Source organism: Gammaproteobacteria bacterium (assembly GCA_028819075.1).
Taxonomy (GTDB): Bacteria; Gemmatimonadota; Gemmatimonadetes; order Longimicrobiales; family Gaopeijiaceae; genus BD2-11.
Map to the genome: position 1 here is coordinate 69,971 of JAPPMM010000049.1, position 25,442 is coordinate 95,412.

Genomic DNA, 25,442 nt, shown 5'->3' on the forward strand with positions numbered 1-25,442 from the left:
GATGCACGTTTAGCAGCGCCCCCCTCGGGTCAATCGCGGTCGCCCACTCCCGGTCCGCGCGCATCCCGGAAGACCCGAACCTTGAACGGCGCCTCGCTGAAGCGGCATCTTCAGGCCATGCACAGGGGTGCCATGGGGTCGCCGTCTCGACCGGTGACCAAGGATCTGGTGCTGGTCGGCGGCGGACACACCCATGTCGCCGTGCTCAAGCACTTCGGCATGAAGCCGATGCCCGGAGTTCGGGTCACGCTCATCTCGCGGGAATCGAACGCTCCCTACTCCGGGATGCTTCCGGGGCTGATCGCCGGGCACTACACGTTCGCGGACGCCCATATCGACCTGGCTCCGCTGGCTCGTTTCGCTCGAGCCCGCTTCCTGCGCGATCGGGTCGTCGGGATCGATCTCGAAAACAAGCGGGTGATGTGCGCGGGGCGTCCGGCGGTGGCCTTCGACGTGCTCTCGCTGAATACGGGTTCAGCGCCCGGCGTGCGGCGGGTCGAGGGGGCGGAAGGCTCGGTGGTTCCGGTGAAGCCCATCGACGGCTTCTTTGCCCGCTGGACACGGGTCCGCGAGCGTGTTGCCGGCAGTTCCGGCCCGGTCTCGATCGGAATCGTGGGCGGCGGCGCCGGCGGCGTGGAACTCGCGCTCTCGATCCGCTACGGGCTCGCCCGGGCCGCGGAAGCCGCCGGTCGGCCGCGCACCAGCGTGCGCATTGAGCTCTTTACCGATTCCAGCGAGATCCTCCCCGCATACCCGCGGCGCATGCGCGCGCGCTTCGCGCAAATCCTTGAAGAGGACGGCATCGTGGTCCACACCGACCACCGGGTGGTGCGGGTGGACGGCCCTCGACTGCACTTCGGAAACGGATCCCGCGCCACCTTCGACGAACTGCTCTGGGTCACGACCGCGGGCGCGCCGGACTGGCCGCGGCAATCCGGTCTTGAAGTCGACGAGCGCGGCTTCATCCGGGTGCGCGACACCCTGCAGACCCTGTCCCATCCCGATGTCTTCGCCGCCGGAGATATCGCCGCGGTGGAAGGGTATCCGCGTCCCAAGGCCGGCGTCTTCGCGGTTCGTCAGGGCCCGCCGCTCGCCCGCAACCTCGAGCGCCGCCTGCGCGGTGCTGCGCTTGCCGGCTTCCGGCCCCAGCGCGAATACCTGAGCCTGATCTCGACCGGCCGCCGCCATGCTGTCGCCGCCCGCAACGGGCTGACGGTCGCGGGTCGGTGGGTCTGGGCCTGGAAGGACCGCATCGACCGGCGCTTCATTCGCGACTACAGCGAGCTGCCATCGATGGATGGGGAAGGGGTCGACGATGAGCCGGCGCCGGGAGGCGCGCCGAAGGCTGGGCTCCACGGCGTTGGTGGGCAGGTTGCGTCTTCCGGCCCCGGTCCCGCGATGCGCTGCGGAGGATGCGGCTCCAAGGTGGGCAGCGAGCTGCTCTTCCGGTCGCTGGCCCGGCTGGGCGCCAAGGATGATCCTCGCGTGATGGTCGGCCTGGGCGCCCCCGACGACGCGGCGGTGGTCGAGGTTCCCGAAGGGCAGGTCGCCGTGCAGAGCGTCGACTTCTTCCGCTCGTTTATCGAGGACCCCTTCGTCTTTGGCCGCATCAGCGCCAATCACGCGCTCGGCGACGTCTTCGCGATGGGGGCCGAGCCGCTGGCGGCGATGGCGATGGTGACGCTCCCGCTCGCCGCGGAAGACAAGATGGAGGAGGATCTCACCCAGCTCATGGCAGGGGCGCTCGAGGTTCTGGAGCGCGACGGGGTCGCGCTGGTCGGCGGGCACACGAGCGAGGGGGGCGAACTCGCCATGGGCTTCTCCGTGACCGGGACGGCGCCGGCAGAGGATCTGCTGCGCAAGGCGGGCATGCGTGCGGGCGACCGGCTGGTGCTCACCCGCCCGGTCGGCACCGGCGTGATCCTCGCCGCGGAGATGCGGGGCAGGGCGCAGAGCCTGTGGATCGACGCCGCGCTCGCCGCCATGCAGGCGTCCCACCGGGCCGCGGCGCGGATCCTCGGCGAACACGGAGCCACGGCCGCCACCGACGTGACCGGCTTCGGCCTCGCCGGCCACCTCCTTGAAATGGCGCGCGCCTCGGGGGTGGAGGTGTCGGTCGGCCTCCCCGGCGTGCCTTTCCTGGACGGTGCGCTCGAGCTGGCCCGGCTCGGCATCTTCTCCTCGCTCCAGGAGCAGAACCTGTGCGCGCTCGATTCGGTGCGCGCCGCCCCCGAGGTGCTTGAGGACCCCGCCACCCAATTGCTCTTCGACCCGCAGACGGCCGGCGGGCTGCTCGCCAGCGTCCCCGCCGGCCGGGCCGAGGCGTGCGTGAAGGCCCTGCGCGCCGCCGGCTGCCCGCAGGCGGTCGTGATCGGCACGGTGCTGGCGGAGGACGAAGCCTCGGGGGAGCCGGGCGTGCTGCACCTCCACGCTGGACGCAAGCGATGAGCCCGAATCACCGCCCCCGCCGCCGATCGTGACCCCCACTCATCCCCTCGCCACGCTAGCCACCGAGGTCAGCGCCTGCCGCCGATGCCCGCGCCTGGTCGAGTGGCGGGAGCGGGTCGCGCGCACGAAGCGGGCGGCCTACGCCACCGAGGAGTACTGGGGCCGGCCGGTGCCCGGATTCGGAGACCCCGCGGCCCGGCTGGTGGTGGTGGGGCTGGCGCCGGGCGCGCACGGCTCCAACCGGACCGGGCGCATGTTCACCGGCGATGCTTCGGGCAACCTGCTCTACGGGGCGCTCCACCGGGCCGGCCTCGCCTCGCAGCCGAACTCGGTCTCGCGCGACGACGGCCTCACCCTGAAGGGAACCTGGATCACCGCCGCGGTACGGTGCGCTCCGCCGAAGAACCGGCCCACGACCGCCGAGCGCGATGCCTGCCGCCTGTTCCTCGAACGCGAATGGGATCTGCTGCCCGATCTGCGCGTGGTGGTCGCGCTCGGCGCCTTCGCCTTCTCGGTCGTGCTTCGCCTGCTGCGTGACCGAGGCGAGCCCGTCCCCAGACCCGTGCCCCGCTTCGGCCACGCAGTCGAGGTGCCCATCCGCCCCGGCCTGACGGTGCTGGCCTCCTACCATCCCTCCCAGCAGAACACCTTCACGGGCAAGCTCACCGAGGAGATGTTCGACGCCGTCTGGAGCCGGGCCTGCGCAATCGGAGACCGCGGCGAGCCACATCCGGTGCCGTAGTCGCGACCCCGGCCCCCGTCGCGTATTGGCGAATGACCGCCTCGGGGATATTCTTCTGCAGCCGTGCGCCCCGGGCTCCGACGGAGCCGCCGCGGCAAGGCGGAAGGGCGCGCCCGGCAACCACGACCGGCAGGCCCGTCCACGATCTCACAGAAGCGCCGCACGGGCGCTCGCAGGAGGATAGGAATGGCGTCAGGCACGACCTCGCTTCCGGTCCGAAACCCGACTTCCCTGGCCGCCCGCAATCCGTTCGGCGGCACCATGCGCCGCGACCGGTGGTGGCTGGAGCCGCTGACGGTCTTCCTGGTCTTCAGCACCTTCATCGTCTACACCACCTGGGCGATCTTCCAGGGTGAGTACTATTCCTTCGGGAACTACCTCTCGCCCTACTACTCGCCGGAGCTCTTCGGCGACTCCCACCACGCGTGGCTGGGGCCGCGCCCGGCCTGGTGGGAGGAGTCGTGGCTGGGCTGGCTCCCCTGGTCCCCCGCCTACCTCATCCTGTGGGCCCCGCTGGGCTTCCGCGTGACCTGCTACTACTACCGCGGCGCCTACTACAAGGCCTTCTGGGCCGATCCTCCCTCATGCACCGTGGGAGAGCCGCGCAAGGTCTATTTGGGCGAGAACTCCTTCCCGCTGATCGTGCAGAACATCCACCGCTATTTCCTCTACATCGCCCTCATCTTCATCGTGATCCTCTCCTACGATGCCTGGAAGGGCTTCTGGTTCGAGGCGCCCGGCGGCGGCGAATCGTTCGGCGTGGGGGTCGGATCGCTCGTGCTGGCAATCAACGTCGTCCTTCTGGCGGGCTACGTCTTTGGGTGTCACTCGCTGCGCCACGTGGTCGGCGGCGGGCTGGACAAGCTCTCCTCGAAGCCGGTGCGCCAGCAGGCGCACAGGTGCGTGAGCTGCTTCAACCGGCGCCACATGCTGTGGGCGTGGATGAGCCTCATCTGGGTGGGCTTCGCGGACGTCTACGTGCGCCTCTGCTCCATGGGCATCTGGACCGACTGGAGGATCCTCTGATGGCGGAGTTCGAGCGGCACGAACACGACGTCCTGATCGTCGGAGCAGGCGGGGCGGGGCTGAGGGCCGCCATCGAGGCCGCCGCCGCAGGCGCCTCCGTGGGCCTGGTGTGCAAGTCCCTCCTGGGCAAGGCGCACACCGTCATGGCCGAGGGCGGGGTCGCGGCGGCGCTCGCCAACGTGGACGAGCGCGACAGCTGGGAGGTGCACTTCGCCGACACCATGCGCGGCGGCCAGTACCTGAACGACTGGCGCATGGCCGAGCTGCACGCGCGGGAATCCCCCGACCGGGTGCGGGAGCTCGAGGCCTGGGGGGCGCTCATGGACCGCACCCCGGACGGGCGCATCCTGCAGCGGAACTTCGGCGGCCACGCCTACCCCCGGCTGGCGCACGTGGGCGACCGCACCGGCCTGGAGATGATCCGCACTCTGCAGGACCACGGCGTCCACCAGGGCATGGACGTCTTCATGGAGTGCACCGTGACCCGCCTGCTGCTGGACGGCGGGCGAGTGGCGGGGGCCTTCGCCTACGACCGCGAGCGGGGCCGCTTCCAGGTCTTCGGAGCGAAGGCGGTGGTGCTCGCCACCGGAGGGATCGGCAAGGCCTACCAGATCACCTCCAACAGCTGGGAATACACCGGGGACGGGCACGCCCTCGCCTACCACGCGGGGGCCGAGCTGGTGGACATGGAGTTCATCCAGTTCCATCCCACGGGCATGGTGTGGCCCCCGAGCGTGCGCGGCATCCTGGTCACCGAGGGGGTGCGCGGGGAAGGCGGCGTGCTGCGCAATTCCGAGGGGCGCCGATTCATGTTCGACGACATCCCGGCCCTCTACAAGGAGCAGACGGCCGACTCGCCCGAGGAGGGGTGGCGCTACGTGGTGGGCGACCGCGACGCGCGCCGTCCCCCGGAGCTGCTCACCCGCGACCACGTCGCCCGCTGCATCGTGCGCGAGGTGAAGGAGGGACGTGGAAGCCCCCACGGCGGCGCGTTCCTCGACATCGCCTGGATTTCGGAGAAGATCTCCGACGCCCCGGCGCACATCCGCAGGAAGCTTCCCGGGATGTACCACCAGTTCAAGGCGCTGGCGGACATCGACATCACGAAGGAGCCCATGGAGGTCGGACCCACCACGCACTACGTGATGGGCGGCGTGCGTGTGGACGCCGACACGCAGATGTCCAACGTGCCCGGCCTGTTCGCCGCCGGGGAGTGCGCGGCGGGGCTGCACGGCGCCAACCGCCTGGGCGGCAACTCCCTCTCGGACCTCCTGGTCTTCGGCAAGCGGGCCGGCGAGTACGCGGCCCGTTTCGCGAGCGAGAGCGCCGCCCCCTCGCTCGACCCCGAGCAGGTCGTGGCGGCCGAGCGCCACTCCCTGGCCCCGTTCGCCAACGACGGAGGGGAGGGGCCCTATAAGGTGCAGGAAGACCTCCAGGAGCTGATGCAGAACCAGGTCGGGATCGTGCGCACCGAGGACGACCTGGCATCGGCGCTCGAGCAGATCGAGGCACTCAAGGAGCGGGCCGCGAACGTCGCGGTGACCGGCAACCGGGAGTACAACCCCGGCTGGCACACGGCCCTCGATCTCGACTGTCTGCTCACGGTCTCCGAAGCCGCAACCCGAGCCGCCATCGGACGCAGGGAGAGCCGCGGCGCCCACTCACGCGTCGACTACCCCGCCAAGGATCCGGACTGGGGACGCTACAACCTCGTGTTGTGGAAGGACGCGGACGGCAACATGAAGAGTCGCAGGGAACCGGTCCGCGAGCTGCCCGGGCGGCTGACCCGAATCATCGAGGAACAGGGATAATGGCCGAGAGCACGTTCAGGGTCTGGAGAGGGGACGGGGAGACCGGGGGGTTCCAGGACTATACCATCGAGACCACCACGGGGATGGTGGTGCTCGACGCCGTCCACAGGATCCAGGCCGAGCAGGCGAACGACCTTGCGGTGCGCTGGAACTGCAAGGCGGGCCGCTGCGGGTCGTGTTCCGCCGAGGTGAACGGCATGCCGAAGCTCATGTGCATGACCCGGCTGAGCGACCTTCCCATGGACGAGCCGGTCACCATCGAGCCCATGAAGGCCTTCCCGCTGGTGCGCGACCTGGTCACCGACGTCTCCTGGAACTACCGCGTGAAGGAGAACATCGCCGCCTTCCAGCCCCGCAAGCCCGACAATGAGGACGGCAGCTGGGAGATCTTCCAGGAGGACGTCGACCGGGTGATGGAATTCCGCAAGTGCATCGAGTGCTTCCTTTGCCAGGACGTATGTCACGTGCTGAGGGACCACCACCTGCACGAGGAGTTCATCGGGCCGCGCTTCATGGTGCACGTCGCGGCGCTGGAGATGCATCCGCTCGACACCGGAGACCGGCTCGAGGCCCTGCGCAAGGACCAGGGCGTGGGCTACTGCAACATCACCAAGTGCTGTACCAAGGTGTGTCCCGAGAGCATCACCATCACCGACAACGCCATCATCCCCCTGAAGGAGCGTGTCGTGGACCGGGCGTACGACCCCCTGGCGAAGCTCCTCCGGGTCGTCCGGAGAAAAGGCACGCCGGCCTGACCCCAGCGGGTCGTTCGCGACATGTCCCGGCGGGCCGGCGGACGCCCCTTCGACCGGAGCATCGTAGAAGGGCCGGTCCCGCTGGCGGTATGGATGCTCGCGTGGCCGACCATGCTGCAGAACGTGATCGCCGGCATGCAGGGGGTGGTCGGCCATGCGATGGTCGGCAACTACGTGGGCTACGCGGGCAACGCCGCCATCGGCGTGTCCTCGCAGATCTACCTCGTCGTCATCACCTTCGTGTCCTCGCTGTTCACGGGGATGGGCATTCTGGTGGCCCGTTTCGCCGGCGCGGGCGACAGGGACAAGGTCAATCGGACCGTCTACCAGGCCTTCCTCACGGCCGCGGCTCTGTCCGTAGGCATCGTCGCGCCTCTGGGGTACTTCCTCGCTCCCTCCCTGCTGGGGCTGGTGCGCGCGACCGCAGAAGTCCAGCAGGAGGCACTCCCCTACCTGCGCATCCTCTTCGTCTTCAGCTTCGGCACCATGATGTTCTTCATGGCCGGAGGGGCATTCCGGGCGGCCGGAGACGCGCGAACGCCCCTCCGCCTCGGCGTGGCCCTGACCCTCCTCAACATCACCTTCAGCGTGATCCTCATTCGCGGCCTGGGGCCCATCCCGTCCTTCGGCACCGCGGGCGCGGCGATGGGCAGCGTGATCTCCGGAGTGATCGTGAGCGGGTACGTGCTCTGGCTGCTGCTCTCGCACAGGACGGTGGTTTCCTTCGAACGCGGCATGTCCCTGGCGCCGGACTGGGCGATCATCCGCCAACTGTTCCGGTTCGGGCTCCCCGCCGGCATCCAGGGCGTGGTCATGAACCTCGGCGGCGTGCTGCTGCTCCGCTTCATCGGATCACTCGCCCTGAGCGCGGAGGCGCAGGCCGCCTACGCCGTCGGCTACGTGCAGCTGTTCTCGCTCATTACCTGGACCTCGCTGGGTCTGATGGGCGCTACGGGGGCGGTGGTCGGACAGAATCTGGGAGCGGGACATCCGGAACGGGCCGTCCAAGGGGTGCGGGTCGCTTCGCGCATCGGCCTGGGGGTCGCCATCGCCGTGGGCACAATATTTCTGCTCGTCCCCGAGGCCTTGCTCTCCATCTTCGGCATGGAGGATCCCCGGGTGGCCGGCCTGGGAGTCCAGCTGCTGGCCTTCCTGAGCATCTCGGGGCTCTTCGTGACCGTCGCGCTTACATACACCGGCGGACTGCAGGGGAGCGGCGACACCCGCAGTCCGCTGTTCATTTCCATCATCTCCCAGGTGGTGATTCCGCTCGGCCTGCTGGCGATCCTGCAGCAGATGCGCGGTCTTGAACCCACCGACGTCTGGACCGCGATTCTGCTGGGACACGCCGCCCGCTGCATCCTGAGCGTGGCGCGCTACCGGCAGGGAAAGTGGCGCGACATCCGGGTGGACATCGGACCCTCGCCGGCGCCCCGGCGTTAGCGGCGACGGTGCGCCAGCGCTAGCTTTGGAGGCATCCCCCGGGCCCAGCCCGGTATCGGAACGCGCCGGATCGGCTCAGGGTATTTTGATCTGGCACGCTTTTCCCCGACAGGCTCGCGCATGACTTCCCTCCGGCCGGTCCGACCGGCACAAACCGCCGCACATCCGGGACTCTCGGTTGCGGCGCGGCGCGCGCTCGCCAAGTGTGCCCGCGCGGCCTCGTTCGCAGCCCTGCTGTACGTCCTGACGCTGGTGTCCGTGACCGCAGCCGCCGCCCAGCAAACGGGGACTCTGACCGGCCGCGTGCTCGAGCATGAGAATTCGCGGCCCATCCCCGATGTCGTCGTGCGCCTCCACGACCTCGGCCTCTCCACCGTGACCGATGCCGACGGGATGTTCCGTTTCACGGATGTTCCCGAGGGGGCGCACATCCTGGTGGTGGAGCATCTGGCCTACGGCGACCAGTCGCGGGAAATCGCCGTAAATCCGGGCGAGGATCTGCGTCTCGATGTGCGCCTTGCGGCGCGAACCATCGAACTCGAGCCCCTGGTCGTGGAGGCGGTCACGGAGCTGGAGCGGAGGCGGATCTCCACCGGCCATTCCATCAATGAGGTCGGGCCTGCGCAGCTCAGCGAGGCCGCCCGCCGCGGACTCGGTCTGTCCGAAGTACTCGCGCAGCACCTGCCCGGCCTCCGGGTACGATCGGGAAGGACCGGCTCGTGCGTCGAATACCGTTCCACGTCGGCGCAAGGTGGGTGCAACGAGGTGTCGGTTTATGTCGATGGAGTCCGCTCGGCGGCGCCCTCTCTGCTCTACTTCTCGATGCCCCTCGAGGACATCGCGCGCGTGGAGTTGCTGTCGCCCCTGCAGGCGTCGACGCGGTTCGGCATGGCCGCGGGAGGGGGCGCCCTGCTGGTGGAGACCAAGACCGGTCCGCAGCGCCAGCGCGAGGCCGCTGCCGACAATCTGGTTACCGGCTTCGACTGGTCCCTGGAGGAGGAGCGCTACGGGTGGGAGCGGGTCTTCGCCAGCTCCTTCGTGGGGAACGCGGTCGGCCTGGCGGTCGGCCTCGGTCTGGCCAACCAATGTCTTGAAATCGATACCGGCCTCGGGGGCCTGCGCCCGCGCTGCACCGGCATCCTGACGACGGGCACGGGCATCCTGGCGCTCGCGCTGCCCAGCGCGGCCGGAGGCTACTCGGCCGGGTGGGCCGGCCAGACCGACCGCTCCAAGGGACGCTTTCTCCCCGCCGCGCTCGGAAGCGCCATGGCGGCGACCGCCGGCTACCTCCTGCTCATCGAGGGCAGGAGCAACGAGGCCCGCTCCGCAGAGACGGCGGGCATCGTCCTGCTGGCGGTGGGCACGCCGCTCATGACAACGCTCGCCGACCGCATCTTCCGCGTACTGCGCTGAGACGACCCCCTCACCACTGCTCGTAGGCGCAGAACGGCACCAGCTTCTCCAGCCAGGTGAGGTCTGCCAGCCCCGCCCGAGCCACGAGGGTGCCCCCGAGCCCCGTCCCGAATCCGGTCCAGTCCATGGGCGCGCTGCCGATGGGGGCCCCGGGAGGCGCATCGGGCGTCACCAGCGGTGCCCACGGCTCGTGGGGCCGCTCCTCGAAGCGCCGGATGTCTCGTGCCAGCAGGGCGAAGTGGGCGGCGTTGTGGTCGTCGCCCATCGACCGGCCCTCGGCCGCGTCCCCGAGCCACCCAAGGTGCTGCGCCGCGACCGCCCTCACCTGGGGCATGGCGGCCGCGCCGGCGAGGCTCATCAGCCCGTCCGCGACCACCCGGCCGATGGCGCGCCGCACCTCTGCCTCGTAGGGCGAGTCCGCCGCGTTCGGGTCGCCCACCGCCGTGAGCGCGCCGATTACGTCGCCAAGGCCCGGCAGCGACCCGTCGAGCGCGTTCTGTTCAAGCAGGCGCGCCGCCCTGCTGGGCTCCAGCACCTCGCCCACCACGTGGGCGCTCGCGACCACCGCCGGCGACACCGCGTCGAACATCGACCCCGTGTAGCGCGGGAAGAGCTCGCGGGTGCGTCCGTAGCCGGCGGGCCGGGGCGGCAAATCGTCCAGAACCTTCGCCGGGATGGTCAGTTCGGCCGGCTGCAACGACCGCACCAGCGCGTCCAGCGCCCGCTTCTGCTCGTCCGCCGAGGCCGACCGCACCGGTTCCAGTCCGTCGCCGCGTGTCGCATAGGTGTAGTGCATCCCGCCCAATACCGAGGCGGCGGCGGTCACCTGGTAGCGATGGTGCATGTAGAGGGGCACCAGCACCTCCTCCATCTGCGCCATCGGCATGCCCTTGCGGATCACGCGCTCGCCGAAGCGGTCCATGGCCGCGCGCCGCACGTCGAGCATTCGGTCGAGCTCGGCTCCGGCGTCCGTCCCGTTCGACCACTGGTCGACCCGCGCGTGCGCCGAGGCGTCCTGGCCGGTCAAATAGCGGACATCCTGCTCCCACGCCTCGTCCAGGATCCGGTTTAGCTCCGCGGTCTCGTCCGTCCCGGGCGGGAAGTCGGAGTATCCGTACCGGATCGCGACCTTGTCCCACTCGCCGATGTCGGTGTCGTACACCTCCGAGTAGTCGAACTCGCTGCCGTCCCAGGTGATCAGCGGATGGGGGTAGTCCAGCACCGAGATGCGTCCGACGTCGCTGTCGTAGTAGTTGTGCCCCAGCCCCAGCGTGTGCCCCACCTCGTGGGCCGACAGCTGACGGATGCGCGCCAGCGCCCACTCCGCGATGTCCTGCACGTCCTCATCGCCGTTCTCATAAGGCGCCAGCAGCCCTTCGGCGATCATGTAGTCCTGGCGCACCCGCAGCGAGCCCAGGGTCACGTTTCCCTTGAGGATCTCGCCCGTGCGCGGATCGGTGATCGAGCCCCCCGTGCTCCACCCGCGCGTCGACCGGTGCACCCAGTTGATGACGTTGTAGCGCACGTCGTGGCTGCTCACGTCTTCGGGCCGGATCTCCACCCGGAAGGCGTCGATGAAGCCGGCCGCCTCGAAGGCCTGGTTCCACCACCGCGCGCCGTCCAGCAGCGCGGATCGGACGGGTTCCGGCGTCCCGGGATCCAGATAATAGACGAGCGGCTCCACAGGCTCGCTCATGGCTGCGGTCGGATCGCGCTTCTCCAGGCGGTGCCGGCGGATGAAGCGCTGGGTCATGGGCTCGTCCAGCGCTGCGGAGTAGTCCTGGAAGGACATGCCGCCGTAGCCGGAGCGGGAGTCGTGCGCGCGGGGCGTGTATTCGCCCAGCTCGGGCAACTGGATGAAGGAATGGTGCATCCGCACCGTAGCCGCGCCGGCGTTGGCCGCGACATTGCCGACCCCCTCGAAGGCGCCACCCCCGCCGCCTCCGAAGCGGCCGCCGGCCATCCCTCCGTCCTGGCGCACGAAGGTCAGCGACGCCTCCATCTCCGTGTTCTCGGGGAAGTTCATCACCATCGGCAGGTAGACTGCGCTCCGGCTCTGGTCCAGCCGGTAGGTGCCCGGCCGCAGGCGTCCAGCGAAGCCGGCGATGTCCTGCAGCAGGAAGGGCGTGAAGTCGATCAGCACGCGGTCGCCGGTCTGCGCGGCCGCGTCAAAGCCCCACAGCGTGGAGGGCGCGAAGGCGTCCTCCACCGCTTTCCGCTCGGCGGCGTTGTCGCTGGATGCGCGGAAGCGGTAGTTGGGCTGGATCATCAGCACCTTCGGGCCCACGCGATGGAAGCGCACCACGCGCGAACCGGCCAACTGCCCCCGGTCGATGCCGATGTCGTTCGACCCGAGACCCGCACCGATCCCGGAGGCGTGCAACACGTCGGTGTCCCACTGGGCGATTTCCAGCCAGATCCTGCCGCCGGCATCATCCCAGTACATGGGCAGGAAGCCGTCCATGAGCTCCATCGAGCCGGTTCTGTCTTCGATGGTGGGCAGCGCGTCGTCGCTCTGACGATTCTGCGCAGCCGCCGTGCTCGATACCAACGCGGTCGTGAGCAGGGTCAGCGCAAGCGCAATGCCCAGGTCTGTCCACTTCCTTGTCATCGCCGAGATCGGCGTGGTCGTCGCTTGTCTCATCCCCTTTCTCCTCATGGTTCGGTCCTCCCCAGGGCTCGTTCGCCCTGCAGTACTCGTCTTTGCTTCGGTGCTCGTCCCGGCTTCGATGTGCTTCTTCCTGTCCAGGGGCTACCTGACGTTCGCGGGGAGCAGCGCGCCCACCGCGTCCGCCACTCGTCCCATCTCTTCATGGGTGTTGTAAAGATGCGGCGCCACCCGGATGCGCGCCCGCCGGAGCGACGCGACCACGCCGGCCCGCTCGAGTCCGGCGAGCAGCGTCTCGTTGTCGAGATCGGGGTGGCGGAAGGTCAGAATGTGGCGCCGGCTCCCGGCCTCGGGCGTGGCAACGCAGCCGAGCCGCTCCAGGCGCTCACCGAGATCGGCAACCAGCGCGCACACGTGCCCGGCGATGGCGGGGATCCCGGCTTCCTCGAGCAGTTCGAGGGCGGCGCCGAAGCCGGCGATAAGCGGGTACGCGAGGCTTCCCTCCTCGTAGCGCCCCGCGTGGTCCAGAAGCTCGAAGTGGACCCTGTCGAAATTGAAGGCGTCGGTGGTGCTGCGCCAGCCGAGCAGCGGCGGATGAATCCGTCCGACCACCGAGCGGTCCACGAACACCGCAGCGATGCCCATCATGCCGAGCATCCACTTGTGGCTGTCCGCGGACAGGAAGTGCACCCCCGCCTCCTTCACGTCAATGGGCAGGGCGCCCACCGTCTGGATGCCGTCCACGCAGAGGAGCACCCCGCGTTCCCGGCACAGCCGCCCCACCCCGGCCAGGTCGGTGACCGCGCCCGTTGCGTACTGGGCGGAACTGACCGCCAATACACGGCTGCCGGGACCGAGCGCCCGCTCCGCGGCGTCCACCGTCACGGTCCCGGCGCCGTCCACGGGGATCACGTCGAGCGCCGCGATGCCTCGCCGGTCCAGGTCCATCCAGGGGTATACGTTGGAGGGGTACTCCACCGATGCCGCCGCCGCGACCCGGTCTCCGGGCCGCCAGTCCAGCCCGGACGCGAGCAGCGACAGCCCGTGCGAGGTGTTGCGCACGAACGCGACCTCGTCCGCCTCGCACCCGATCAGGCGCGCGAACCGTTCCCGGCAGCGCTGCGCCACCGACTCCCAGGCGTCGAAGTCGGGCCGGCCCTCGCGCGCGATCGAATCCATGAAGCGATGCACCGCCCGCACGACGCGCGTCGAGGTGGGCGCCACGCCCGCATGATTCAGGAAGATGTGGGTGCGGGAGACCGGGAACTCGTCGCGGAAGGACGCAAGAGATGTCATGGGGTCGGGGCGGTTGCGAGTTGCGTGCAGTAACGTTCGATCCACCCATTCGAGAAACCCAGCACCACGGCCCGGCGTGTGATGGCCTTCACCTCCCGCCGCGTCATCTTGGTCTCCCGCCTGAGAACGTCCGGGTTGGCCCGGCTGATGGCCAGCGTGCGTACCGCGAAGAGCAGCGGCAGCAGGCAGAACAGCCGAACCCGGTGGTAGCGTCTCGGGATGAGCCGGATGTAGGCCCGGGCCGCGGCCAGGTGCCCGTCGGCCTTCGTGACCAGCCGCGCGAGGACGGCCATGGCCGCGTCCAGGTTCGCCGGGTCGAAGAGCTGGCTCGGGTGAATGCGCGGATCGGGAACAAATGCGGCAGGCACATAGACCCACCCGCGATCCCGGTCTTCGTGCAGCCCGCGGATGACGTTCACCGTTTGCAGCGCCAGCCCGAACTCGCGCCCGAGCGGCATCATCCGCTTGCGTGCGTTCCGCGTCCCCGGAAGCCGCAACGTGAACAGCTCGGTAAGGAGATGACCCACGCGTCCGGCCACCTCGTGCATGTAGTCGTCGAGATCGGCCTCGGTCTCGAAGCGGGATCCGCGCTCCGTCCAGCGCGCCATCCCGGCGCTCGATTCGCCCACGCGGCGGATGAGGATTTCCCTGGCGGGCGCGGCGAGCCGTTCGAGTCCGGCGAGGACCGTCGCCGCGTGACGCGCCACGAGCGCGTCCGGAGTGTCGTCGCGGGCCTCCCGCAGGCGCTCGACCAATGCTCGTCGCTCGCCGTCTCCCGCGAGGACACGCCGCCAGTTCTGAAGCAGGGCGACCTTTTCGTTCGTACGCAGCTCGCGGTTGTCTTCCAGGTAGTCGGAAACCCGCAGCAGGAGATAGGCAACGGTGACTTCGGTCCTCAGCGGCTCGGGAAGGATCCGGATGCCAACGGCGAAGGTGCGGCTGGAGGCGACGAGGAGTTCCTGGAGCGAGGCCATGGTGGATTGTCGGCGCCCCGGTCGCGGGCGTCAACGCCGGTCGCGCGGCGCTGCAGTGGCCGATCCATCGTTGCCGGCCCAACGGTGACAGGATTAATGTTGTGGGAACCTCAATCAGCCCGCTGCCGATGAAGCCGAATCACTACTTTCGACACCTCGCCGCCGTCCTGGTGCTCTCCACCACCACCGGCTGCTTCAACTACGTGCCCACCGAGATCGGAGCGGTGCCGCCCGGCGAATCGGTGCGGCTGTTCCTGACGCGGGCGGGCGTGGACGCGATAAACGAGGCCGGCAACGAGGATGCGCTGAACACTTTGTTCGAGCCCGTGCTCTCCGGTGAGTTCGTGCGCCGGACCGACGCCGACTTTTATGTGCGCATCCCCACGGTTCGGCGGCAGGTGGGCTTCCACAGCTCGCAGTTGGGGCAGGATATCCGGGTTCCCGCGGGCGAGATCGTGCAGATCGAACGCCAGGAGCTCAGCCGGGCGAAGACGGGCGCGCTGGTCGGGGGTACCGCGGCCGTCATCACCGGGCTCATCGTCTTCATCCTGAACGATGCCCGTCAGCCCGACGCGATCAACCCACCCGTTGACACGGTGGAGGATCGCGGCCGCCGCGTCTTCACCATCCGCTTCGGAGGCTGACGAGCGCCGAATCCCACCTTTCGGCCCGCCAGTTCGATGGCTGTACCAAGGCGGCCTTGTAGCTTGACGGCAGGGGCTGCTGTCGCCTACTCTGCTAGGTTGTAGCTGATTGTGTCATCGCAAGGCCGCGCCAGTACGGCGTGGCGGGTTGCGGAGGCATGCCAGAACACGACAACACTTGTGTGTTTCCCTCAACGGAGGATGTCATGAGCAATCGAAGGTTCGTACTCACAACCACCGCGCGAACCAAGGGGTGGCGGCGCGCCCTGGTCGTGCTTCCGGCGCTCCTCCTCGCGGCGGCACTGCCCGCGGCGGCACAGGAGCCCGGACGGGTTACCGGCCAGGTAACGATGGAGGGCTCTGGAGCACCGCTCGGTGAGGTCCAGATCTTCCTGACCGACACCGGCGTCGGAAGCCTCACCCGGCAAAACGGGCGCTACGTGCTGCTCAACGTCCCCCCGGGCAGCTACGAGATGCGTGCCGAGCGCATCGGCCTGGGCTCGTCCACGGCGCAGATCACCGTGGCCGCCGGCGAGACCGTGGTGCAGGACTTCACACTCACCGAAGAGGCGCTCGGCCTCGACGAGATCGTCGTGACCGGCACGGCCGGCGCGGCCCGCCAGCGCGAGATCGGCAACACCATCGCGCAGATCAACGTGGCCGAGGTGCCCGACCGTCCGGTGCTCGTATCCGACATCCTGCAATCGCAGGCACCGGGACTGGAGGTATACGGGGGCGGCGGCGTCGGCCAGGCGAAGATCATTCGCCTGCGGGGCGCGAGCAGCGTGGAGCTCTCCAACCACCCGCTCATCTACATCGACGGGGTGCGCATGCGCAGCGACCCGCTGCCGGATGCGAACCCGCCGGATCGTCGTGGCGGCCGGAGCGGCAACATCGCTGTGAGTCCGCTCGACAACATCAATCCCAACGACATCGAGCGCATCGAGGTCATCAAGGGATCGGCGGCGACCACCCTGTACGGCACCGAGGCCTCCGCGGGCGTCATCCAGGTCTTCACGAAGCGTGGCTCGGTCGGAGCTCCCGTGTGGACGGCCGAGGTCAAGGCCGGAAGTGCCTGGAGCCGCAAGTTCGGCGTGGACACTCCCGGCGCCGACCCGTACATCAACATGGGTCCTTGGATCTGCACCGGGCCGTTCAGCTGCGGCGAGTATCATCCGGGCTCGCCCTTCACGCTGGACTACTCGCTCTCCGTCAGGGGCGGTAGGCAGGACCTCCAGTATTTCATCTCGGGCGGCTTCCTGGATGAACAGGGCTACATGACGAATGACAGCCAGAAGAAGTACCATACTCGCGCGAACTTCACGATTACGCCCGCAAACAATCTGACCATCCAGTGGAACACGGCGTACGCGGCCAACGCCCTCACGATGACCAACGGGCAGAACAACGCCCAGGGCATCACCCTCAACGCCTTCCGGGCGGAGAGGAACTACTTCGGTACCGGCGATCCCGCGGTCCTCAACGAGCTGATGGACCAGCAGCTCAACCAGGATGTCGAGCGGCTCACCACTGGCGCCACAATCACCTATGCGCCCTTGGAGAGCCTCACCAACCGCTTCACGGTCGGGTACGACTTCTCGACTCAGGAGCACCGCAACCTGCGCCCCTACGCGTGGAGGCAGGTACCACAGGGAGCGTTGCTCAACAACACCTTCCAGAACCGCGTCCTTTCCTTCGACTACGTCGGGACCTACAGCTTCGACCTGACGTCCTCGATCAGTTCGAACTTCTCCTGGGGCGGCCAGGCCACCGGCGACGATGACCGCCTGGTTGAAGGCTTCGGTGAGAACTTCCCCGGCGCCGCCGACCCCACCCTCGAATCCGCCGCCCTCACCCAGGCCCACGAGGCGCGCTCCAAGATCTGGAATGCCGGCTTCTTCTTCCAGAACGTCTTTGACGTTGCAGACCGCTATTTCATTACGGTGGGAACGCGCGTCGACGGCAACAGCGCCTTCGGCAAGGGCTTCGGGCTCCAGGTGTACCCCAAGGCGAGCGCGTCCTGGATCATCTCCGACGAAGGGTTCTGGCCGGATCTGGGCGAGTTCAAGCTGCGCGCCGCCTACGGCCAGTCCGGCCGTGCGCCCGGCGCCTTCGACGCCGTGCGTACCTGGACCCCGGCCGGTCTGGCCGGCGTACCGGCGTTCGTACCCGCGAACGTGGGTAACGACGAGGTCGGTCCGGAGGTCACCGAAGAGATCGAGGCCGGATTCGACGCGTCGTGGCTGGGCGACCGGCTCACCACCACCTTCACGGCCTATCGTCAGACCACCAACGACGCGCTCCTCGATGTCCCCCAGATTCCTTCCACGGGCTTCACCAATAGCCAGCTCACCAACATCGGCAGGATCCAGAACCAGGGGATCGAGGTTGAAATGGGCTTGACGGTGTTGGAATCGGCCAACTGGGGAGTGGACATTGGCGGGTCGTTGACCACCAATCACTCCAAGGTGCTGGAGCTCGGCATTCCGCCGACCAGTTCCCTGCGTATGGACTGCGGACCGAACGGTGACGAAGGATGCCCGCTGAGCAACCGGCGGGACCTGATGGTCAGAAACCCGGATGAAATCGCGGCGCCCAACTACTGCCTCGACCGGGTCTGCACCGAGTCTCAGGCGATCTTCAACGAAGATGCGGTGAACTATGGCCCCAACCTGCCGACCACGTTCATCGGCGGGAACATGACGGTCCGCGCGCCGGGCAACATCACCCTCTCCGCCAACGGCGAGTTCAAGGGCGGCTTCTACATGAACGAGGCCGTCTGGTCCATCAGCCGGAGCGTCCGCTCCCACCTCTGCTTCCCGTGGTACGTGAACCCGCAGAGCTCGATCGAGTTGAAGCCGGACACGCCGGCCCTCTTCCGCGCCCGCTGTAATCCGCGTGAGGGCGAGGGCTACATGTGGAAGGGCGACTTCTTCAAGCTGCGCAGCGTGAGCGCTACCATTCCGGTGGACGCCGTGTTCCCGGAGAGAGTGAGCAACGCGACCTTCACGCTCGCCCTGCGCAACTCGTACCTGTGGCGGAAGGAGATGCCGTTCATGGATCCGGAGTTGACCGGTGATCCCACGGGCGGTCAGAGGCAGTTGGGGTATAACTTCGAGGAGTCCGTGCCGGCGCCGATCACGCTGCACGCATCCCTCCGGATCACGTTCTAGGGGAAGGACACAATGAACATCAAGAAAGCATTCCGGAGTGCTGCCCTCCTGGTCACCGTCTTCGCACTCTCGGCGTGCGAAGTCATCAACCCCGGTCCCATCCAAGACGAGTTCCTGGTCCGCGAGGAATCGCGCGAAGGGCTGGTCAACGGGTCCCAGCGCAGGCTGAACGAAGGCATCGGCTGGATCGGATACACGGGGGCGCTCGTAACCCGACAGATCATGCCCGGAGGCCAGACCGGCGCCTATGGGCATAACGTACTGGAGCAGGGAGGCTTCCTTCAGCCCGGTGGGAGAGGCGGCCAATTCAACGACGCCCAGCAGGGCCGCTTCATCGCCGAGACGGCTCTCAAGCTGTTCGCAGAATCGGAAGATCCCGTTGACTCGGAGATCGTCGCGCAGGCGAACGTCTGGGCTGGATTCTCCAACCGGCTGCTCGGAGAGAACTGGTGCGAGGCGGTCATCGATGGATCGGAGTTGCTCCCCGGATCGGACTATCTGAGGCGGGCCGAAGAGCAGTTCAGCGCGGCGTTGGCCCTGAATCCCGGCGAAACCCTGAGGATGGCGGCCACTGCGGGCCGTGCCTCAGTGCGCGCCTTCCTGGGTGACTGGGGTGGTGCGGCGTCGGACGCCGGAGCCGTCCCCAACAGCTTCGACTACTATGTGGCGTCGGACGCAAACGTGGCCGCCACGCGCAACACCATAATGTGGGCCAACGGCAGGCAGCCATATCTCGCCTTCACCATGTGGAACACCTACTACGGACCGCAGCCCGACATGGCGGCCGGCGGGGCGCCCATCCGCGCGTCCGGCTACTATCAGGAAACCGGGGATCCGCGCGCGGAGTGGTTCGAGGATCCCAACTTCCCTTGGTCGAACGCCTCGCTCCTGGGATACGGACAGACTCCCTGGTTCAACCAGACCAAGTACGACGATCCCAACGACGGCTTCCGGGTGGCAAGCGGCCGCGAGATGCGCCTCATCGAAGCCGAGGCCCAGTTGTCGAACGGCAACTGGCAGGCGGCGATGACCACCATCAACAACCTGCGCGCCACCTACACCACCAACGAGACCATGCTGCATCCGGGTGGCATGCCGCTGGAGCCGCGGGATGCGATGAGCCTGGAAGGGGCCTGGACGTACCTCAAGCGGGAGCGGGCGATCGAACTCTTCCTGGAGGCGCGCACGCTGGGTGACCAGAGGCGCTGGGAGGAGAACAACACGCCCGGCGACCTGGAGCTGCCCGACTTCGAGCGTATCTCCGAGATTTTCAGCGACAACGAGCGCGGCACCCTCATCAACAATCAGGCGCGCCTCTGCTTCGACGTCCCCAACTCGGAGCGCGAACGCAACCCCAACATCCCGGAGCTCGGCGGCACCTGATCGACAGCTTCGGACGAGGTAGTCGCGGCGGCTGCCGGGGGCCTGCGGGCTCCCGGCAGCCGTTTCGCGTATATTGCCCGGGTGTCGAGCCTTAGAGGGAACGGGTGACGCGGTGATCATGGGCGCCGCAACGGACTCGGGAGGTGAACAATGCGCGATCCAACCAAACCCGAGGAGCATCCGAAGGCGAAAGGACCATGCCGCGCGTCTCCGCTCCTTCAGTTCGCCTGCACCGAAGGCGGAGATCCGGCGGCAATGACGGGAGCATTCGAAGCGTCGCCGCTCCGTCCGCCGAGGTCCAACACAACCCGCCGCCAGTTCGTCGCCGGCGCCGCGAGCGCTGGCCTTGTCCTGGCGCTGCCGTTCCCGCTGCGCCCGTGGCAGGAACGCCAGTTCGACACGGTGGTGGTCGGCGGCCGGCTGATCGATCCGGCCGAGGGGATCGACGGACGCCGCGACATCGGCATCACCGGCGGGCGGGTGGCGCGCGTCGCCGAACGCATCGCCGAGACCGAGGGCCGCCAAGTGGTGCGCGCGCATGGCATGATCGTCACCCCGGGCCTCATCGACGTTCACGTGCACGTCTACGACGGCGTTTCGGGTGTTTCCATCGAGCCGGACGTGGTGGGGATCGCCAGGGGGGTCACCACCGTCGTCGACGCCGGCTCGTCGGGCGCCACCACCTTCCCGGGCTTCAGGACCTATGTGGCGGCGCCCGCGCGAACGCGCGTGTACGCCCTCCTCAACGTGTCCAGCCCGGGCATGACCATCTCCAACGAGCTGGCCGACCTGGCGTACATCGACCCGGACGCCATCGTCGCAACCGTGGAGGCCAACCGGGACGTGATCGTGGGCCTCAAGGTGCGTATGCTGGCCGGCATCCCGGGCGGCAACGACCTGGAGGTCATGCGCCTCACCCGCCTGGCCGCGGAGGGCGCCGGCGTGCCCATCATGGTGCACATCGGCGGACAAACCTCTCCCCTCCCGCGCATCCTGGAGCTGCTCCGCCCCGGTGACGTGGTGACCCATGCCCTGCGGCGCAGCGGAAGCATCCTCGACGATGCCGGCAACGTCTACCCGGAGGTGCTGGAGGCGGTGGAGCGAGGCATCCACCTCGACATCGGCCACGGCCGCGGCAACCTGGACTTCGACGTCGCCGAGCGCGCCCTTGGCCAGGGCATCCGGCTCGCGGCCATCTCCAGCGACGTGCACCGCGGCAACGCGCTCGGCCCGGTGTTCGGCCTGCCCACCACCCTGACCAAGTTCCTGCACATGGGCATGTCCCTGGAGGAGGTGATCCGCTGCGCCACCTCCACCCCCGCGGGCATCTTCGACTTCGGGGAAGAGCTGGGCACCCTGCGAGAGGGCGCCGTGGCGGATCTCTCCGTCTTCCAGATGGTGGAGGGCGACTACGAACTGGTGGACTCCGGAGGCAAGCGCCGGACGGCTGCGCGGCGCCTGGTGCCGTACGCGGCCATGCGGGCCGGACGGCCCTACGGGGCGATCACGCGATGAGGTCCGTCCGCTCCCTGGCCACGGTTGCGATCCTGCTCGCCCTCGCCATCCCGATGGGCACCTCCGCCGCCCCCCTTCCCATCCTCACCACCCCGCAGCTCCCCTACGACACCCAATACCCCACCATCCCCTACGCAACCGGCGAGACCACCGACCCGGTGGCCGTCCTCGCCCGCGGCCTGGAGAGCGGGGAAGTGACCCTCGACCGCGAGGGCCCGAGCGCCTATCTGGCCGCCGTCCTGCGCGAACTCCGCATCCCCGTCTCTTCCCAGATGCTGGTCTTCTCCAAGACCAGCCTGCTGGCGCGGCTCATCTGGCCCGAGACCCCGCGCGCCATCTACTTCAACGACCGCGTCTACGTCGCCTGGACGCCGGGGGCGGACGGCCTTGAAATCTCCGCGCAGGACCCGGAGCTGGGACCGGTCTTCTACAACCTGGAGCCGGACGGGGAGGACGGGCCCCGCATCCGCCGCCAGACCGGCCTTTGCCTCCAGTGCCACGATTCCTACTCGCTCACCGGGGGCGGGGTGCCCCGGCACATCATGGGCTCCGGGCCGACCGACGAGAACGGCCAGCTGGCCTCCCACGAGCTGTGGCAGGTCACCACCGACACCACCCCCATCAGGGAACGCTGGGGCGGATGGTACGTCACCGGCACGCACGGCGACCAGCTCCACATGGGGAACGTCGCCCTCGGCCGCAGAGGCGACTCCCTGACCGCGGGCGGCAATCTCACGGATCTCAGCGAGTTCATCGACCTCACGCCCTACCTCGGCGCCCACAGCGACATCGTTGCCCTGCTGGTGGCCGAGCACCAGACTACCGTGCAAAACCTCATCACCCTGGTGGGATACCGCGTCCGCACCCGCCTTCACGACGACGAGCAGGAGGGCCTGCCCCCCGGCGAGATGTCTCCACGCACCACCCGCCTGGTCGAGGGCCTTGGCGAGTCGCTCGTGCGCGCTCTGTTCTTCGTGGGCACCCCGCGTCTGGAGGACCCCATCGAGGGCACCTCTGCCTTCGCCGCCGACTTCACGGTCGGCGGCCGCAGGGACGCGCAGGGCCGCTCCCTCCGCGACCTGGATCTGCGCACCCGCCTCTTCCGCCACCCGCTGAGCTACCTGACCCACTCGCCCGAATACGACGCCCTCCCGGCCCAGGCGCGCGCTTACGTCGACGGGCGCATCCTCAGCATCCTCCGCGGCGAGGAGGGCGGCCGGGATTTCGCGCATCTCTCCGCGGGCGACCGCGACGCCATCCTCTCGATCCTGCGCGACACCAAGCCTGAGATCTTCGGGCAGCCAGGGTAGGGCAACCGCGCGACGTCACAGAGCGCCCGGTTTTTCTGAACGGGCGCTTGATCCTTGTGTCCCAAGACGGTCCAACGTAGGTTTCACCATGGTGATAATAGCATTTTCACCAGATTTCTAATCACATTTTCACCAAGTTGACAACCGGTTTTTCACCGGATCCCAACCGGCATTCCCACCTGGGCCGCAGCCCTCCTCTCGCCAGTGACGACGGATTTCATGTCTCCCGAGCACAGGATTCTGCCAAGACATCTCACCGCCGAACTGGAGGACGCGCTGACCTGCTCGCGCGTGGTGAACATCACGGGTGCCCGTCAGACCGGAAAAACAACGCTCGTTCGGGACATCATGCGCGCCGGAAGATTCATCACGCTCGACGACGCCACGACGCTCGAGGCAATCGAGAACGATCCCTGGGAAGAGCTGCGAGCCTTGCGCGCCGACCTCGAGGATGCGCCGCTGATCATCGACGAAGCCCAACGCTCCACCCAACTCCCGCTGGCCATCAAGCGAATCGTGGACCTCAGTGACCTTCCGGGGCAGTTCGTCATCACCGGGTCATCCAACATCTTCACCACGTCCCACGTAACGGACTCGCTTGCCGGCCGGCTCCTGACGCTGCGGTTGTGGCCGATGACCGTGGCCGAAACGATGTCGCGCGGCCCCTCGACGATCCTCGACTGGGCGATCTCGAGAGCGCCGGACCTGGGAGAACTGCCGGCCCCGCGAGTCCTCAGCCGACAGGCCTACATCGATATGATCCTGCGGGGCGGCTACCCCGGAATCCGGAATCTCAAACGCCGCGGGCGGCAGAAGATCTACCGCGACTACGTCCATACGATCGTGGACCGCGATGTCGCCGACATCGTTCGGGTCCGCAAGACGGACGCCTTGAGGCGTCTGATCGACCAGTTGGCCATCCGCACCGCATCGGAACTCAACATCGCGGAGCTGTGCTCGCTCATCGGAGTGCGGCGAGGCACGGTCAACCAATACCTTGACGTGCTCCTGCGGCTGTCGCTGATCGTAAAGCTGGGTGCTTGGACCTCCGGAGAGTCCGGCCGCGAGATCAAGAACGCCAAGTATCACTTCGTCGATACCGGGATGGCGGCGGCTCTCAGACATCTCACCACACGTTCGTTCGGGATCGATGGCCACCCCGCCGCGCTCGGCGGCCTGGCGGAGAGCTTCGTCTTCGCGGAGATCATCCGCTCGGCGGCGCATCAGGAAAACGACTTCCGATTCCACCACTGGCGCGACCAGCGTGGGCGCGAGATCGACATACTCGCGGAGAGTGCGTTTAACATCGTCGCCATGGAGGTCAAGGCATCGTCCGCGGCGCGCCGGGCCGACTTCAAGCATCTGGATTGGTTCGCTACCCAGGGCCCAGGCAGGACGCGAACGTTGACGTCGATTCTCTTCTATTTCGGCGAACGAAAACTATCCTTCGGCAACCGCCGGTATGCATTGCCCGTGAGCTGCCTCTGGGGTGCTTTCTGAGGCCCGGTTAGCCGCAGTCTGCGTCCTCGACGACCCATCGCGGCAGGGCGGACGGCTCCATCGCCGAATCGGCGTTTTGGATAGGCAACCTGCTCAGCGCAGCGCCCTGAAAACGCGGTCCGAGACCGTGGTCAATAGTGGTGTGCCCACCGTCAGCAGCACCACACCTGCCACCTGGGACGAGGTGGAGGCGTCCCTCTCGGCCCCGACGACGAGGAGGTAGCCCGCGACGACCGAGAGCCCACCCATGAAGGCCGCCGGTAAGAGCCTCCCCCGAGACCGTTCGGTTGCCCCAGCCCACCTGGCGGCAAACCCGCCGACGAGGCTTGGAAGCCCGAGAGCGAGGAAGCTCGAACCGTACGTCGTGAGGCCATTACACCTCGTGTCGACCTCGAGCAGGCCGGACTCCTTCAGCTGCAGGCATCGGTTCACCGCGATCAGACCTAATCCCAGCCCTGCCGAACTCCCCACCAGCGAGCTGGTGAAGACCCGCTTCCAGGGGTACGGCTTCGATTCTTCCGACCAATCGGCTGCCGGCTGTGCCGCTCGGGCCGCAGTCATCTGACGTTTCCCGGAGCGGGTCTCGACGAGCAGGACTCCCCATCCACCAGAGAGGCCGTAACGGGCTCCGGCCTCCGCCGCGGAAAGCATCTCGAGACGCTCGATATCACTGAGCGGCATGGTGGGGAACAGGAGACTGGGGCTCGATACCTGGACTCCATCGACATAGACCGCGACTTCACGGCAGATCATGCCGCTCGCGACTGCACGGTACGCCACGCAGTCCCCCGAGGCGCCCCCACCGCGCACCACGGTGCCCAGCATACCCTGTCTCAGCAGATCCGTGAGGCTCAGGCCCCGCCTGGAGGCTTCGTCGATCTCCTCTCTCGAGATCTCATTCATGGAGTGGCCCGTGCTCTGTCGCCGCTCTTCGAGCTCGCTCCGTCCCTCGACGAGGAGGGGGTCCAGTGGAATAGCCGTTGTCTTCAGCCGAAGGTTGAGACGAAGTTCGATCCCGTCCTCCACGACGACAGCGTGCAGGTACTGCCCGTAGGCCACATGCTCGACGAGCACGACCTGGGGACCTGCCGGGACGTCAGATAACTGGTAGCGTCCTTGCTCATCGCTCAGCGCCGCCGCTCCCGACGCCCGGAGCTGGACGACCGCGTCAGCCACTGGAACACGCGTCTCGACGTCGACCACCCGTCCCGAGATCGAGCCGGTCTCCTGGGAGCTGAGTTGCAGGGGGAGCGCTGATAGCAGGATGGACAAGACACAGGCGGCGTTGGTGCGCACGCGCCCCGTTCGAGGCCGACGGTTCGGCGCGATTGTCCCAGAGCGAGACCGCCCCAGGGGGCGTCGCGAAACGAGGGCCCACGTCCTCATCAGGGGACAATCGCT

Annotated in this window: 17 protein-coding genes; 13 read left to right on the top strand and 4 right to left on the bottom strand. The window is 68.0% G+C overall.

Going from position 1 to position 25,442, the window contains the following annotated elements; translation table 11 throughout:
• The first annotated feature begins 132 nt into the window (after positions 1-132).
• The 7 genes from selD to OXU32_13465 all read left to right on the top strand — a co-directional run bounded on the left by selD (position 133) and on the right by OXU32_13465 (position 9,638).
• Positions 133-2,448, top strand: a complete 2,316-nt coding sequence (gene selD, locus OXU32_13435; protein MDE0074955.1) for a selenide, water dikinase SelD — start codon at positions 133-135, stop codon at positions 2,446-2,448.
• A 28-nt stretch (positions 2,449-2,476) separates the two neighbouring features.
• Positions 2,477-3,190: a uracil-DNA glycosylase gene (locus OXU32_13440; protein ID MDE0074956.1), complete on the top strand. Its 714-nt coding sequence runs from the start codon at positions 2,477-2,479 to the stop codon at positions 3,188-3,190.
• Between the two features lie 186 nt (positions 3,191-3,376).
• Positions 3,377-4,216, top strand: a complete 840-nt coding sequence (locus OXU32_13445) for a succinate dehydrogenase (GenBank protein MDE0074957.1) — start codon at positions 3,377-3,379, stop codon at positions 4,214-4,216.
• Positions 4,216-6,027 carry a fumarate reductase/succinate dehydrogenase flavoprotein subunit gene (locus OXU32_13450; protein MDE0074958.1) on the top strand — a complete coding sequence of 604 codons (1,812 nt, stop codon included), beginning with the start codon at positions 4,216-4,218 and terminating at the stop codon, positions 6,025-6,027. The genes OXU32_13445 and OXU32_13450 overlap by 1 nt, the downstream gene beginning before the upstream one ends.
• Positions 6,027-6,782 carry a succinate dehydrogenase/fumarate reductase iron-sulfur subunit gene (locus tag OXU32_13455; GenBank protein ID MDE0074959.1) on the top strand — a complete coding sequence of 252 codons (756 nt, stop codon included), beginning with the start codon at positions 6,027-6,029 and terminating at the stop codon, positions 6,780-6,782. The genes OXU32_13450 and OXU32_13455 overlap by 1 nt, the downstream gene beginning before the upstream one ends.
• Positions 6,783-6,803: 21 nt before the next feature.
• The gene (locus OXU32_13460) at positions 6,804-8,225 is read left to right on the top strand and encodes an MATE family efflux transporter (protein MDE0074960.1); all 1,422 of its coding nucleotides are present in this window, start codon (positions 6,804-6,806) and stop codon (positions 8,223-8,225) included.
• A gap of 120 nt (positions 8,226-8,345) precedes the next feature.
• Positions 8,346-9,638: a TonB-dependent receptor gene (locus tag OXU32_13465; protein MDE0074961.1), complete on the top strand. Its 1,293-nt coding sequence runs from the start codon at positions 8,346-8,348 to the stop codon at positions 9,636-9,638.
• A gap of 10 nt (positions 9,639-9,648) precedes the next feature.
• Here the strand turns inward: OXU32_13465 and OXU32_13470 are convergent, their stop codons facing one another.
• The 3 genes from OXU32_13470 to OXU32_13480 form a co-directional block, all read right to left on the bottom strand.
• Entirely contained in the window at positions 9,649-12,282 is a 2,634-nt protein-coding gene (locus tag OXU32_13470; GenBank protein MDE0074962.1) for a zinc-dependent metalloprotease, read from the bottom strand.
• Positions 12,283-12,390: 108 nt separating this feature from the next.
• Complete coding sequence (locus tag OXU32_13475) at positions 12,391-13,542, bottom strand: aminotransferase class V-fold PLP-dependent enzyme (protein MDE0074963.1); 1,152 nt, start codon at positions 13,540-13,542, stop codon at positions 12,391-12,393.
• On the bottom strand, positions 13,539-14,516 hold the full coding sequence (locus tag OXU32_13480; GenBank protein MDE0074964.1) for a squalene/phytoene synthase family protein: 978 nt from the start codon (positions 14,514-14,516) through the stop codon (positions 13,539-13,541). The genes OXU32_13475 and OXU32_13480 overlap by 4 nt, the downstream gene beginning before the upstream one ends.
• A 101-nt stretch (positions 14,517-14,617) precedes the next feature.
• On the opposite strand from OXU32_13480, the gene OXU32_13485 reads away from it, so the two are divergent.
• From OXU32_13485 to OXU32_13510, 6 genes are all read left to right on the top strand, one after another.
• Positions 14,618-15,160: a hypothetical protein gene (locus OXU32_13485; protein ID MDE0074965.1), complete on the top strand. Its 543-nt coding sequence runs from the start codon at positions 14,618-14,620 to the stop codon at positions 15,158-15,160.
• A gap of 206 nt (positions 15,161-15,366) precedes the next feature.
• Positions 15,367-18,333, top strand: a complete 2,967-nt coding sequence (locus tag OXU32_13490; GenBank protein ID MDE0074966.1) for a TonB-dependent receptor — start codon at positions 15,367-15,369, stop codon at positions 18,331-18,333.
• Positions 18,334-18,345: 12 nt separating this feature from the next.
• Entirely contained in the window at positions 18,346-19,716 is a 1,371-nt protein-coding gene (locus tag OXU32_13495; GenBank protein MDE0074967.1) for a RagB/SusD family nutrient uptake outer membrane protein, read from the top strand.
• A 255-nt stretch (positions 19,717-19,971) separates the two neighbouring features.
• Positions 19,972-21,231 carry an amidohydrolase/deacetylase family metallohydrolase gene (locus OXU32_13500; protein ID MDE0074968.1) on the top strand — a complete coding sequence of 420 codons (1,260 nt, stop codon included), beginning with the start codon at positions 19,972-19,974 and terminating at the stop codon, positions 21,229-21,231.
• Entirely contained in the window at positions 21,228-22,541 is a 1,314-nt protein-coding gene (locus OXU32_13505) for a hypothetical protein (GenBank protein MDE0074969.1), read from the top strand. The genes OXU32_13500 and OXU32_13505 overlap by 4 nt, the downstream gene beginning before the upstream one ends.
• Positions 22,542-22,760: 219 nt before the next feature.
• Positions 22,761-24,041 (top strand): ATP-binding protein, encoded by a 1,281-nt coding sequence (locus OXU32_13510; GenBank protein ID MDE0074970.1) that lies wholly within the window; start codon positions 22,761-22,763, stop codon positions 24,039-24,041.
• Positions 24,042-24,134: 93 nt separating this feature from the next.
• Here OXU32_13510 and OXU32_13515 read toward each other — a convergent pair whose 3' ends face one another.
• Complete coding sequence (locus tag OXU32_13515; GenBank protein ID MDE0074971.1) at positions 24,135-25,337, bottom strand: carboxypeptidase regulatory-like domain-containing protein; 1,203 nt, start codon at positions 25,335-25,337, stop codon at positions 24,135-24,137.
• Positions 25,338-25,442: the final 105 nt, after the last annotated feature.

What these genes read in the sequence shown, in the direction of transcription:
- selD (MDE0074955.1), top strand. Translation starts at nt 133, where the DNA reads ATGGGGTCGCCGTCTCGACCGGTGACCAAGGATCTGGTGCTGGTCGGC.
- OXU32_13445 (MDE0074957.1), top strand. Translation starts at nt 3,377, where the DNA reads ATGGCGTCAGGCACGACCTCGCTTCCGGTCCGAAACCCGACTTCCCTG.
- OXU32_13450 (MDE0074958.1), top strand. Translation starts at nt 4,216, where the DNA reads ATGGCGGAGTTCGAGCGGCACGAACACGACGTCCTGATCGTCGGAGCA.
- OXU32_13455 (MDE0074959.1), top strand. Translation starts at nt 6,027, where the DNA reads ATGGCCGAGAGCACGTTCAGGGTCTGGAGAGGGGACGGGGAGACCGGG.
- OXU32_13460 (MDE0074960.1), top strand. Translation starts at nt 6,804, where the DNA reads ATGTCCCGGCGGGCCGGCGGACGCCCCTTCGACCGGAGCATCGTAGAA.
- OXU32_13465 (MDE0074961.1), top strand. Translation starts at nt 8,346, where the DNA reads ATGACTTCCCTCCGGCCGGTCCGACCGGCACAAACCGCCGCACATCCG.
- OXU32_13470 (MDE0074962.1), bottom strand. Translation starts at nt 12,282, where the DNA reads ATGAGACAAGCGACGACCACGCCGATCTCGGCGATGACAAGGAAGTGG.
- OXU32_13475 (MDE0074963.1), bottom strand. Translation starts at nt 13,542, where the DNA reads ATGACATCTCTTGCGTCCTTCCGCGACGAGTTCCCGGTCTCCCGCACC.
- OXU32_13480 (MDE0074964.1), bottom strand. Translation starts at nt 14,516, where the DNA reads ATGGCCTCGCTCCAGGAACTCCTCGTCGCCTCCAGCCGCACCTTCGCC.
- OXU32_13490 (MDE0074966.1), top strand. Translation starts at nt 15,367, where the DNA reads ATGAGCAATCGAAGGTTCGTACTCACAACCACCGCGCGAACCAAGGGG.
- OXU32_13495 (MDE0074967.1), top strand. Translation starts at nt 18,346, where the DNA reads ATGAACATCAAGAAAGCATTCCGGAGTGCTGCCCTCCTGGTCACCGTC.
- OXU32_13500 (MDE0074968.1), top strand. Translation starts at nt 19,972, where the DNA reads ATGACGGGAGCATTCGAAGCGTCGCCGCTCCGTCCGCCGAGGTCCAAC.
- OXU32_13505 (MDE0074969.1), top strand. Translation starts at nt 21,228, where the DNA reads ATGAGGTCCGTCCGCTCCCTGGCCACGGTTGCGATCCTGCTCGCCCTC.
- OXU32_13510 (MDE0074970.1), top strand. Translation starts at nt 22,761, where the DNA reads ATGTCTCCCGAGCACAGGATTCTGCCAAGACATCTCACCGCCGAACTG.